Below are 11,749 nucleotides of genomic sequence, written 5' to 3' on the forward strand. Positions count from 1 at the left end.
CAGCCCCTTGTCTCGCGCCGTGCGGTGGCGCGGTCGTCCACGGGAACGGGCATGTCAGTCCCTGAGCTCCAGCACGCCGGACGTGCCCGCCGCGCGCGGGGGCACGCCGTCCAGTTCCGCGTCGTCGGCGATCCGCCCGTCGAAGAAGCTGATCACCCGGTCGGCGGCGCTGGCCAGCCGGGCGTCATGGGTGACCAGGACGATCGTCTGGCCGCGCCCGTGGAAGCGGGTCAGCAGCCGCATGACCTCGCGGGTGCCCCTGCTGTCCAGGCTGCCCGCGGGCTCGTCCGCCAGCAGCAGCGGCGGACGGTTGACCAGGGCGCGGGCCAGCGCGACCCGCTGCTGCTCGCCGCCGGACAGCTCGCCGGGCATGCTCCGCTCCTTGCCCGTCAGCCCGAGCTCGGCCAGCAGCTCCTCCCGCTCGGCGCGGGCCCGCCGGGGGGAGACTCCGGCGAGCAGCGCGGGCAGCTCCACGTTGTCGGCGACCGACAGACCGGACACCAGGTTGAAGAACTGGAAGACGATCCCGAGGCGCTTGCGGCGTTCCACCGCCCAGCGGGCCTCGCTGTAGCCGTCGGTGCACTCGCCGTCCAGCCAGAGGCTGCCGCTGTCCGGCCGCTGGAGACCGCCCAGCAGGTGCAGCAGCGTCGACTTCCCGGCGCCGGACGGACCGGTGACCGCCACGAACTCGCCCCGTCGCACCCGCAGGTCGACGCCGCGCACGGCGTGCGCCGGGGCGCCTTCGCCGTGGTGGGTCTTGACCAGTCGCTCGGCGCGCAGCACGGGAGCGGGACTGTCGCTCACTGCGGCTCCTCCAGCTCTTCCTGGCACCGTTCCAGCCAGTCGAGGTCGGCCTGGAGGTGCAGCATCGCGCCCTCGATGAGGAGGTGCGCGACGCGGTTGTCGCGGTTCTCGGCGGCGGCCAGCTTCGACAGGTTGCGCATGGTCGTGAGGTACTGGCGCCGTTGTCTGTTGATGAGGGCGATCTGGTCGGCGAGACCGGTCTGCGGGGCGAGGGCCAGTTTCATGAAGAACTCGTCCCGCACCCGCGGTTCGTCCGCCGTCTCCTCGTACCAGTCGCGCAGCTCGTCGCGGCCGGCGTCGGTGAGGTGGTAGATCTTCTTGTTGGGCCGGCTCGACTGCTCGACCTCTTCGCCCTCGATCAGTCCCGTCTTCTCGAGGCGGCCGAGGGTCACGTAGATCTGGCCGACGTTCGGCTGAGGGTACGCGGACCCCAGCAGTTGCTCAAGGTCCTGCTTGAGCTCGTAACCGTGGGCCGGGCCGCGCGCGAGGAGAGCCAGGAGGGGCAGGCGCACTCGTGCTGTCCTCCTAGTCTGCGTAATGTGCTCCAGGCCCTAGTATCGCCCATACCTAACAGGTATACATGGCCCCTGACGGAGGGCGAGGGCGCCCGGCGCCGGTGTACAGGGAGGAACCTATGCGGTGGATGCGCGCCGCCGGTAGGGGCCTTCTCGTCCTGGTGGTCGTCCTGACCGGTTACGTCGCCTCCGGCGCGCACGCCGACGACGGCACGTCGGGCGACCGCGGCCCGCTCACCCTGGCCACCGCCGGGGACCTCACCGGCTATCTCGGCCCGCTCCTCCAGGGATGGAACCGCACCCATCCCGGCGAGAAGGTGACGCTGGTGGAGCTGCCGGACTCCGCGGACGAGACCCACGCGCAGATGGCCACGGACCTGCGCGGCGGCGACCGCGGCCGGTTCGACGTCCTCAACATCGACGTCAGCTGGACCTCGGAGTTCGCCGCGGCGGGCTGGATCCGTCCGCTGCCGCGCGACCGCTTTCCGCTGACATCGTTTTTGCGGCCGGTCGTCGACACCGCCACCTACGACGGACGTCTGTACGCCGTCCCGTACGTGACCAACGCCGGCCTGCTGCTCTACCGCAAGGACGTCCTCGCCGCGGAGGGCGTCCCGCCGCCGCGCACCTGGGCCGAGCTGGAGCACGACGCGAAGACCATCGCCCCGCGGCACGGACTCGACGGTTACGCGGGCCAGTTCCTGCCCTACGAGGGGCTCACCGTGAACGCGGCGGAGGCGGTGTACTCGGCGGGCGGCTCGATCCTCGGCGACGAGGGCGCCCGGGTCACCGTGAACTCGGCGGCCGCCCGCGAGGGCATCGGCTTCCTCGCCCGCGGAGTGCGCGAGGGCTGGATCCCGAGGCAGGCGCTGACGTACAAGGAGGAGGAGTCCAAGCAGGCCTTCCGCGACGGACGCCTGCTCTTCCTGCGCAACTGGCCCTACGCCTACGCCCTCGCGTCGGCCCCGGGCTCCCCGGTCGTCGGCCGGATCGGCGCCGTGCCGCTGCCCGGGCCGTCCGGGCCGGGGCGGAGCGTCCTCGGGGGCTCCAACCTGGCCGTCGGCACCCATGCCCGCCACCCCGACTCGGCCGCGCGGCTGATCGCCTATCTGACCAGCGAGCCCGTCCAGCGCCAGGTCCTGGTGCGCGGCGCGCTGCCGCCCGTGCGTGCCGCGCTGTACGACGATCCCGCCCTGGTACGCGCGTTCCCGTATCTGCCGACCCTGCGCGCGAGCGTGGTCCGGGCCGCGCCGCGCCCCAAGAGCCCGCACTACGACCAGGTGAGCCTGGTCGTGCAGGCGGTCGTGCGCGACGCGATGACCGGGCACGAGACGCCCGAGGACGCGGTGCGGCGGCTGGCCCGCGAACTGGCGGCCGTCTCCGACCGCTGAGGTCCCGCCACGGGGTCGCCGTCCGGGCCCCGGCGCACGACGTGAGCCGCCGGCTCCGCACCGGCCTTTCCCTCGCATCCCCACGCGCCCTAGTTACATGTTAGGTAACGGGCAGGCGTCTGCGTGTCTGTCTGGACCAGGACAAATCCCTCTATAAAGCGCCAACTCTTCGGTAGCTTCCGCCTCATCATTGACACCCTCGCGACCCGTCTACCTAACATGCATGCATAACCGCAGGGCTTTCACAGAGACGGGTCAATGGGTTGAACAGGCTCCCTTGGTGGCGCGACGCCGTGATCTACCAGGTCTACGTCCGCAGCTTCCTGGACAGCACGGGCGACGGGATCGGCGATCTCGCCGGGGTCAGGGCCGGACTGCCGTACCTCAAGAAGCTCGGGGTCGACGGGATCTGGCTGAGCCCCATCTACCCCTCGCCGCAGGCCGACCACGGCTACGACGTGGCCGACTACCGCGACGTCGACCCGGTCTTCGGCGACCTCGCCGAGTTCGACCTGCTGATGGCGGCTGCCCGCCGGCTCGGCGTCCGGGTGCTCCTGGACATCGTCCCCAACCACTGCTCCAGCGAGCACCCCTGGTTCCGCGAGGCCCTCGCCGCCGCCCCCGGCAGCGCGGCCCGCGCCCGCTTCCACTTCGCCGACGGCCGCGGCCCGCACGGCGACGAGCCCCCCAACAACTGGCACGCCATGTTCGGCGGCCCGGCCTGGAGCCGCGTGACCGAGGCCGACGGCCGGCCCGGCCAGTGGTACCTGCACATGTTCACGCCGGAGCAGCCGGACTGGAACTGGCGCGACCCCGAGGTGGCCGCGGAGTTCGACCGGACACTGCGCTTCTGGCTCGACCGCGGCGTCGACGGCTTCCGCATCGACGTGGCGGCCGGCCTCTTCAAGCACCCGGAGCTGCCCGACTCCCCGGACCCGGAGGCCGACGCCCGCACCCGCGACTCGGTCAACCCGCTCGCCTGGAACCGGCCCGAGGTGCACGACGTGTGGCGGCACTGGCGCTCGGTCTGCGACGCCTACGCCGCGCGGGACGGACGCGAACGCCTGCTGGTCGGCGAGGTGTCCGTGCCCACCGCCCGCGAACACGCCCGCTACGTCCGCCCCGACGAACTCCACCAGGCGTTCTTCTTCGACCTGCTCAGCGCCCCCTGGGACGCCGGCGCCTTCCGCAAGGTCGTCTCCGAGGCCATGCAGGACATCGCCGGCACCGGCTCCACGGTCACCTGGGTCCTCAACAACCACGACCAGGTCCGCACCGTCACCCGCTACGGCGAACCCGCCACCGGGGGCAGCGGCCTCGGCCCCGCCCGCGCCCGGGCCGCCGCCCTGCTCATGCTGGCGCTGCCCGGAGCCGCGTACATCTACCAGGGCGAGGAACTGGGCCTGCCCGAGGTCGTCGACCTGCCCGACGACGTCCTCACCGACCCGATCTTCCGCCGCACCGGCAGCCGGGCCCGCATCCGCGACGGCTGCCGGGTGCCGCTGCCCTGGTCCGGACAGGCCTCGCCGTTCGGCTTCACCTCCGGCGCCGAGGGCGCGAGGCCCTGGCTGCCGCAACCCGAGTACTTCGCCGAGCACGCCACCGACCGCGCCCTCGCCGACACCCGCTCCTTCTGGCACCTGTACCGCGAGGGCCTCCAACTGCGCTCCTCGCTCGACCAGTTGGGCGAGGGCTCGCTGCGCTGGCTGGAGACCGCCCCGGACGTCCTCGGCTTCACCCGCGGCGACGGCCTCGTCTGCGCCGTCAACTTCGGCACCGCGCCCACGCCCGCACCGGTCTCCGGCACCCCGCTGCTGTCCAGCGGCCCCTGCCCGGCCGGGGTGCTCCCCGGTTCGACGGCGGCCTGGTGGCTCACCGACCTCTGACCGGACCACCCGCCTCCGAACCCCACCGCACGGCCCGAACGACCGTCATTCCCCCATTCCCCGAAGGGACATCAACGATGATGCGACGACGTACCACCCTGCTCACCGGCTGCACCGCCCTCGTCCTCGCGCTCGGCGCGACCGCCTGCGGAGGCGGCGAACCGGTCGCGGCCGGCGGCGGCGACCAGGCCCTGGGCGGCCAGACCGTCACCGTTGCCGGCGTCTGGTCCGGCAGCGAGCAGAAGAACTTCCAGAAGGTGCTGGACGCGTTCAGCGAGAAGACCGGCGCCAAGACGCGGTTCGTGTCCACCGGCGACAACGTCTCCACCGTCGTCGGCAGCAAGATCGAGGGCGGCAACGCACCCGACGTGGTCATGGTCCCCCAGGTCGGCGTGCTCCAGCAGTTCGCGAAGAACGGCTGGCTCAAGCCGCTGTCCCCGACCGTGCGCACCTCCGTCAAGGGCAACTACGCGAAGGTCTGGAACGACTACGGCAGCGTCGACGGCTCCCTGTACGGCCTCTACTTCAAGGCCGCCCACAAGTCGACCGTCTGGTACAGCCCGGACGCCCTCACCCAGGCCGGCGTCCAGCCCCCCACCACCTACGACGCCCTGCTGAAGGCCGGACACACCGTCTCCGACTCCGGCCTCGCCGCCTTCTCGGTGGCCGGCCAGGACGGCTGGACGCTCACCGACTGGTTCGAGAACGTCTACCTCTCCCAGGCCGGACCCGCCAAGTACGACGCCCTCGCCGCCCACACGCTCAAGTGGACCGACGCGTCGGTGGTCCGGGCGCTCACCACGCTCGGCGAGCTGTTCAAGGACCGGCAGCTGATGGCGGGCGGACAGAAGGGGGCCCTGAACACCGACTTCCCGGGCTCCGTGGAGAAGGTCTTCGGGCCGAAGCCCGAGGCGGGCATGGTCTACGAGGGCGACTTCGTCGCCGGGGTCGCCAAGGACCAGTTCGGCAGGACCATCGGCAAGGACGCGAACTTCTTCCCCTTCCCCGCGGTCGACGGCGGCGACGCCCCGGTGGTCAGCGGCGGCGACGCGGCCGTCGTCCTCAAGGACGGCAAGAACACCAAGGCCGGCATGGCGCTCGTGGAGTACCTGGCGACGCCCGAGGCCGCGGCCGTGTGGGCGAAGGCCGGCGGCTTCCTGTCCCCGAACAAGTCGCTCGACCTCGCCTCGTACGGCGACGACGTCACCCGCGCGACCGCCAAGTCCCTCGTGGGCGCCGGGGACTCGGTCCGCTTCGACATGTCCGACCAGGCGCCGGCGGCCTTCGGCGGCACCAAGGGCGCGGGGGAGTGGAAGCTGCTCCAGGACTTCCTGCGCGACCCGTCCGACCCCAAGGGGACCGCGGCGGCGCTCGAGACCGCGGCCGCCAAGGCCTACAAGGGCTGACGGCCGTGACCGCGACCCTGCTGAAAGAGGCGACCCCGCCCCCCGTCGGCGCCGCCGCCCCCCGCCGGCGCCCCCGGCGGCGGGCCCGGATCATCGCCCTGGTCTTCGCGTTCCCGGCGCTGCTCCTGCTCGGCGCCCTCGTCGTCTACCCCGTGCTGTTCTCCGTCGGCCGCAGCTTCTTCGACGCCTCCGGCACCCGCTTCGTGGGCGGCGACAACTACACCGAGATGTTCCACGACCCGGCCACCCTCAACGCCGTGCGCAACACGGCAATCTGGGTCGTGGTCGCCCCGGCCCTGCTCACCGGCCTCGGCCTGGTCCTCGCCGTCCTCGTGGAGAAGGTCCGCTGGGCGACGGCCTTCAAGCTGCTGCTCTTCATGCCGATGGCGGTGTCCTTCCTCGCCGCGGGCATCATCTTCCGGCTCGCCTACGACGAGGACCCGGACAAGGGCGTCCTGAACGCCGCCGTCGTCTCCGTCCACGACGCCTTCCGGGGCACCTCGCCGTATCCAGAGGGCCGGGCCCGCGAGGGCGGAACGCTTACCCGGGACGCGGACGGCGCCTACCGGACGGGCGCGAGCGTCTCCCCCGGGGACTCCCTCGCCCTCCCCCTGGTCGGCGTCCCGCCCAAGGACCTCCCCGCGGACGCCCGCCCGGCATCCCCGGCGGCCGCCCGCAAGGCCGCGCCGGACGAGCTGCGCGGCGTCGTCTACCTGGACTTCACCCCCGGCGGAGGAGGAGAGCAGGGCAGGGTCGACCCCCGCGAGAGCGGACTGCCGGGGGCCGAGGTCGAGGCGGTGCGCGACGGCCGGACGGTCGCGAGCACCACCACCGCCGCGGACGGCTCCTTCTCCTTCACCGGCCTGGACGCCGGCCCGTACACGCTCACACTGCCCGCGTCGAACTTCGCCCAGCCCTACGGCGGCGTCTCCTGGCTCGGTCCGGCGCTCGTCACACCGGCGATCATCGGGGCGTACCTGTGGATCTGGACCGGCTTCGCCATGGTGCTCATCGGCGCGGGACTCGCCGCGCTGCCCCGCGACGCGCTCGAGGCGGCGCGCATGGACGGGGCCGACGAGTGGCAGATCTTCCGGCGGATCACCGTGCCCCTGCTGGCGCCCGTCCTCACCGTGGTCTTCGTGACGCTGGTGATCAACGTGCTGAAGGTGTTCGACCTCGTCTACATCATCGCCCCCGGCCCGGTGCAGGAGGACGCCACCGTCCTCGCGACCCAGATGTGGCTGGTGTCGTTCGGCGGCGGCAACAACCAGGGCCTGGGCAGCGCCCTCGGCGTCCTGCTGCTGCTCCTCGTCGTCCCCGCCATGGTCTTCAACGTCCGTCGGTTCCGAAGGAGTCAGCGATGAACGCCGTACGGCGCGGCCTCGGCAACGGTGTCGTGCAGGTCGTCCTCGTGCTGGTCGGCCTGGTCTGGGTGACACCGCTGGCCGGACTGTTCCTGTCCTCCGCCCGGTCCGCCCAGGACACCGCCAAGGGCGGCTGGTGGACGGTGTTCGCCGCCCCCGGACAGCTGTCCTTCGACAACTACTCGGCGCTGCTCGCCGATTCGGGCATGACACGCGCCTTCTGGAACACCGTGCTGATCTCGGTGCCGACGACCGTCCTGGTCGTGGTGCTCGCGGCACTGGCCGGATACGCGTTCGCCTGGCTGGACTTCCCGGGCCGGGACGCCGTCTTCCTCGGCGTGGTGGCCCTGCTGGTGGTGCCCGTGCAGATCGGCCTGCTGCCGGTGGCCAAACTCTTCGGGCAGCTGGGCCTGTTCGGGACGATCCCCGGCGTCGTGCTGTTCCACGTGGCCTACGGGCTGCCGTTCGCGGTGTTCCTGCTGCGCAACTACTTCGCCGAGATACCGAAGGAGATGCTGGAGGCGGCGCGCATGGACGGCGGCGGCGAATGGCGGATCTTCACCCGGCTGGTGCTGCCGGTGGGCCGGCCCGCCCTCGCGAGCCTCGCCATCTTCCAGTTCCTGTGGGTGTGGAACGACATGCTCGTGGCGCTGCTCTTCGCCGACAGCTCCGCCCAGCCGCTGACCGTCGCCCTCCAGTCCCAGGTACGGCAGTTCGGCAGCAACATCGACGTCCTCGCCCCGGGCGCGTTCCTGTCCCTGATCGTCCCCGTGGCCGTGTTCTTCGCCTTCCAGCGGCACTTCGTGCAGGGCGTGATGGCAGGGTCCGTCAAATAGAACCGCCCCGCCGGGCACCGGGCTCGGACGGGGCGCGCACGCCGACGCGGGCGGCGGGGGTGGGACACCCCCGCCGCCCGTCGTTCACGGCGAGGCCGGAGGGTACAGCGACCTCGGCAGCCGGGAGGCCGCCGCGGAGTCCAGCAGCCACAGCGTGCGCGACCTGCCGCGGGCGCCCGCCGCCGGGGCCTGGATCTCGCCCGCGCCGGACAGGCCGATCGCCGCGGCCTGCGCCTTGTCCTCGCCGGCCGCGAGCAGCCACACCTCACGGGCCGCCCGGATCGCCGGGAGCGTGAGGGTGACCCGGGTCGGCGGGGGCTTCGGCGCACCGCGCACGCCCACCACCGTGCGCTCGGTCTCCCGTACGGCCGGCAGCTCCGGGAAGAGCGAGGCCACATGGGTGTCCGGGCCGACGCCCAGCATCAGCACGTCGAACGCGGGCACGCCGCCGTGGCTGCCGGGACCGGCCGCGCGGGCCAGCTCCTCGGCATAGGCGACCGCGGCCGCCTCCACGTCCCCGCCGTGCGGACCGTCCGACGCGGGCATGGCGTGCACGCGCTCCGGGTCCACGGGGACGGAGTCCAGCAGGGCCTCACGGGCCTGCGTGACATTGCGCTCCGGGTCGCCCTCGGGCAGGAACCGCTCGTCGCCCCACCACAGGTCCAGACGGCCCCAGTCGACGGCGTCCCGGGCGGGCGCGGACGCCAGCGCGGCGAGCAGCCCGTTGCCGTTGCGGCCGCCCGTCAGGACCACGGACGCCAGACCCCGCGAGGCCTGGGCGTCCACGATCTTCGTGATCAGCCGGGCCGCCGCGGCCTGCGCCATCAGCTCCTTGTCGTGATGCACGACCAGCTGCGGGGTGCTCACTGCGGATCCGCTTTCCGGACCGGGGGCATCTGCGCCGGGGAGGGCCGGTCGGTCTCGCCCTGGCTCGCCGGGACGGCGGCCGGACGGGCCGGTGCGGCGTCGCCGGCGCTGTCCGCCGGGGCGGCCGGGTCCGCCACCGTGCGCACCGGGAGGGCCGGCGTGGGCTGGGCCGCGGCCGCGGCCCGCTCCGCCTCGCGCTCCGCGGCCGACTGGCCGCCGAGCCGGTCCACGCCGAACCGCAGCGCGGACGCGTAGGTGTCGTCGGGGTCGAGCCTGCGCAGCTCCTCCGCGAGCAGCTCGGACGTCTCGCGGCGCTTGAGCGCCACCGCGCGGTCCGGCTGGCCCGGCAGCGCCAGGGTCGCCATCGCCCCGTCCGACCGGTGCAGCGTGATCGGGCCGCCGGTGGTCTCCATCCGGACCTGGGTCAGACCCGGACCGGCCGAGACCGCGCGCCGCACGTGCACACGGAGCCGGTCGGCGAGCCACATGGCGAGCAGCTCGACGCTCGGGTTGGACTCCTCGCCCGCCACCTCGGCGGACACGATCTCGCAAGAGACCTGGTCGAGCGCGGCGGCCAGCATCGAGCGCCACGGGGTGATCCGGGCCCACGCCAGGTCCGTGTCGCCCGGCTCGTAGCTCTCGGCCCGGACCCGCAGCTCCTCGATGGGCTTCTCGGCCGCGTAGCTGTCGGTGACCCGGCGCTGCCCGAGGGCGCCCAGCGGGTCGCCCGCCGGATCGCGCGGGGCGTCCACCGACCACCAGACCACCACCGGCGCGTCCGGCAGCAGCAGCGGCAGGACGACCGACTGGGCGTGGTCGGAGACCTCGCCGTACAGCCGCAGGATGACGGTCTCGCCGCTGCCGGCGTCCGCGCCCAGCCGCACCTCGGCGTCCAGGCGGGACTGGGTGCGGCCCCGGGGGGAGCGCGAGACGCGCTTGATGACCACCAGCGTGCGCGAGGGGTGCTCGTGCGAGGCGTCGTCGGCGGCCTTCAGGGCGTCGTAGGCGTTCTCCTCGTCCGTGACGACGACGAGGGTGAGCACCATGCCGACGGCGGGGGTGCCTATCGCGCGGCGGCCCTGCACCAGCGCCTTGTTGATCTTGCTGGCCGTGGTGTCCGTGAGATCTGTCTTCATGGCCGGCGCCAGCTCCGTCCGTCTCGCTCGAGCATCCGGTCGGCCTCGACGGGACCCCAGGTGCCCGACGGGTACTGCGCGGGCCTGCCGTTCTTGTCCCAGTGCTGCTCGATCGGGTCGAGGATCTTCCAGGACAGCTCGACCTCCTCCGTGCGGGGGAAGAGGTTCGAATCGCCGAGCAGGACGTCGAGGATCAGCCGCTCGTACGCCTCGGGCGAGGACTCCGTGAAGGACTCGCCGTAGGCGAAGTCCATCGACACGTCCCGGATCTCCATGGAAGTGCCGGGCACCTTGGAGCCGAAGCGGACCGTGATCCCCTCGTCGGGCTGGACGCGGATGACGATCGCGTTCGCGCCGAGCTCCTCGGTGGCGGTGGAGTCGAAGGGCGAGTGCGGGGCACGCTGGAAGACCACCGCGATCTCGGTGACACGCCGGCCGAGCCGCTTGCCGGTGCGCAGGTAGAACGGGACGCCCGCCCAGCGGCGGTTGTCCACGCCCAGCTTGACGGCCGCGTAGGTGTCGGTCTTCGACTGGGGGTCGATGCCGTCCTCTTCGAGGTAGCCGACGGCCTTCTCGCCGCCCTGCCAGCCCGCCGCGTACTGGCCGCGCACGGTGTCGCGGCCCAGGTCCTTCGGCAGCCGGACGGCGCCGAGCACCTTGGTCTTCTCGGCGGCCAGCGCGTCCGCGTCGAAGGAGGCCGGCTCCTCCATGGCCGTCAGGGCCATGAGCTGGAGCAGGTGGTTCTGGATGACGTCGCGGGCGGCGCCGATGCCGTCGTAGTAGCCGGCCCGGCCGCCGATGCCGATGTCCTCGGCCATGGTGATCTGCACGTGGTCCACGAAGGACCGGTTCCAGATCGGCTCGAACATCGTGTTGGCGAAGCGCAGCGCCAGGATGTTCTGGACGGTCTCCTTGCCCAGGTAGTGGTCGATGCGGAAGACCTGGTCCGAGCCGAAGACCTCGTGGACGACCTTGTTCAGCTCCTCGGCCGAGGCGAGGTCGTGGCCGAACGGCTTCTCGATGACCGCCCGGCGCCACGAGCCGTTCTTCTGGTCGGCCAGCCCGTGCTTCTTCAGCTGCTGGATGACCACCGGGAAGGAACGCGGCGGCACCGAGAGGTAGAAGGCGAAGTTGCCGCCGGTGCCCTGTGCCTTGTCGAGCTCCTCGATCGTGCCGCGCAGCCGCTCGAAGGCGTCGTCGTCGTCGAAGGTGCCCTGCACGAAGCGCATGCCCTGGACGAGCTGCTGCCAGACCTCCTCGCGGAAGGGGGTGCGGGCGTGCTCCCTGACCGCGTCGTGGACCTCCTGTGCGAAGTCCTCGTGCTCCCACTCGCGGCGGGCGAAGCCGACCAGCGAGAAGCCCGGCGGCAGCAGACCCCGGTTGGCGAGGTCGTACACGGCGGGCATGAGCTTCTTGCGCGACAGGTCGCCCGTGACGCCGAAGATGACCAGGCCCGACGGCCCCGCGATACGCGGGAGCCGTCGGTCGGCGGGGTCACGGAGCGGGTTGGCTCCGTGACCGGTGAGGCCGGAAAGGGGCGACAA

10 protein-coding genes are annotated in these 11,749 nt (G+C 72.5%); 5 read left to right on the forward strand and 5 right to left on the reverse strand.

All coding sequences use genetic code 11. The annotated features are described in order from the left end of the window. Positions 1 to 54: 54 nt before the first annotated feature. Complete coding sequence (locus ACGFSH_RS05425; RefSeq protein WP_329408690.1) at positions 55 to 804, reverse strand: ABC transporter ATP-binding protein; 750 nt, start codon at positions 802 to 804, stop codon at positions 55 to 57. Next, positions 801 to 1,316, reverse strand: coding sequence for a PadR family transcriptional regulator (locus tag ACGFSH_RS05430; protein WP_329408688.1), 516 nt, complete (start codon positions 1,314 to 1,316; stop codon positions 801 to 803). The genes ACGFSH_RS05425 and ACGFSH_RS05430 overlap by 4 nt, the downstream gene beginning before the upstream one ends. Before the next feature lie 122 nt (positions 1,317 to 1,438). On the opposite strand from ACGFSH_RS05430, the gene ACGFSH_RS05435 reads away from it, so the two are divergent. The 5 genes from ACGFSH_RS05435 to ACGFSH_RS05455 all read left to right on the forward strand — a co-directional run bounded on the left by ACGFSH_RS05435 (position 1,439) and on the right by ACGFSH_RS05455 (position 8,202). Further along, complete coding sequence (locus tag ACGFSH_RS05435; protein ID WP_393345165.1) at positions 1,439 to 2,710, forward strand: ABC transporter substrate-binding protein; 1,272 nt, start codon at positions 1,439 to 1,441, stop codon at positions 2,708 to 2,710. Between the two features lie 263 nt (positions 2,711 to 2,973). Further along, a complete protein-coding gene (locus tag ACGFSH_RS05440; RefSeq protein ID WP_393345167.1) occupies positions 2,974 to 4,596 on the forward strand; it encodes an alpha-amylase family glycosyl hydrolase in 1,623 nt (540 codons plus the stop codon). 77 nt (positions 4,597 to 4,673) lie between these two features. Next, entirely contained in the window at positions 4,674 to 6,002 is a 1,329-nt protein-coding gene (locus tag ACGFSH_RS05445; RefSeq protein WP_393345169.1) for an ABC transporter substrate-binding protein, read from the forward strand. 5 nt (positions 6,003 to 6,007) lie between these two features. After that, positions 6,008 to 7,366 (forward strand): ABC transporter permease subunit, encoded by a 1,359-nt coding sequence (locus ACGFSH_RS05450; protein ID WP_393345171.1) that lies wholly within the window; start codon positions 6,008 to 6,010, stop codon positions 7,364 to 7,366. Then, complete coding sequence (locus ACGFSH_RS05455) at positions 7,363 to 8,202, forward strand: carbohydrate ABC transporter permease (protein WP_393345173.1); 840 nt, start codon at positions 7,363 to 7,365, stop codon at positions 8,200 to 8,202. The genes ACGFSH_RS05450 and ACGFSH_RS05455 overlap by 4 nt, the downstream gene beginning before the upstream one ends. An 84-nt stretch (positions 8,203 to 8,286) precedes the next feature. Here the strand turns inward: ACGFSH_RS05455 and pgl are convergent, their stop codons facing one another. Genes pgl through zwf form a run of 3 tightly spaced genes read right to left on the reverse strand, consistent with a single transcriptional unit; the run spans position 8,287 to position 11,749 of the window. Next, positions 8,287 to 9,069, reverse strand: coding sequence for a 6-phosphogluconolactonase (gene pgl, locus ACGFSH_RS05460; protein WP_393345175.1), 783 nt, complete (start codon positions 9,067 to 9,069; stop codon positions 8,287 to 8,289). Then, positions 9,066 to 10,205, reverse strand: coding sequence for a glucose-6-phosphate dehydrogenase assembly protein OpcA (opcA, locus tag ACGFSH_RS05465; RefSeq protein WP_393345176.1), 1,140 nt, complete (start codon positions 10,203 to 10,205; stop codon positions 9,066 to 9,068). Before opcA ends, pgl begins: the two co-directional genes overlap by 4 nt. Beyond that, positions 10,202 to 11,749: a glucose-6-phosphate dehydrogenase gene (gene zwf, locus ACGFSH_RS05470; protein WP_393345178.1), complete on the reverse strand. Its 1,548-nt coding sequence runs from the start codon at positions 11,747 to 11,749 to the stop codon at positions 10,202 to 10,204. The genes opcA and zwf overlap by 4 nt, the downstream gene beginning before the upstream one ends.

The organism is Streptomyces sp. NPDC048481 (assembly GCF_043200075.1).
Lineage (GTDB): Bacteria > Actinomycetota > Actinomycetes > Streptomycetales > Streptomycetaceae > Streptomyces.

What these genes read in the sequence shown, in the direction of transcription:
- ACGFSH_RS05445 (WP_393345169.1), top strand. Translation starts at nt 4,674, where the DNA reads ATGATGCGACGACGTACCACCCTGCTCACCGGCTGCACCGCCCTCGTC.
- ACGFSH_RS05435 (WP_393345165.1), top strand. Translation starts at nt 1,439, where the DNA reads ATGCGGTGGATGCGCGCCGCCGGTAGGGGCCTTCTCGTCCTGGTGGTC.
- ACGFSH_RS05455 (WP_393345173.1), top strand. Translation starts at nt 7,363, where the DNA reads ATGAACGCCGTACGGCGCGGCCTCGGCAACGGTGTCGTGCAGGTCGTC.
- opcA (WP_393345176.1), bottom strand. Translation starts at nt 10,205, where the DNA reads ATGAAGACAGATCTCACGGACACCACGGCCAGCAAGATCAACAAGGCG.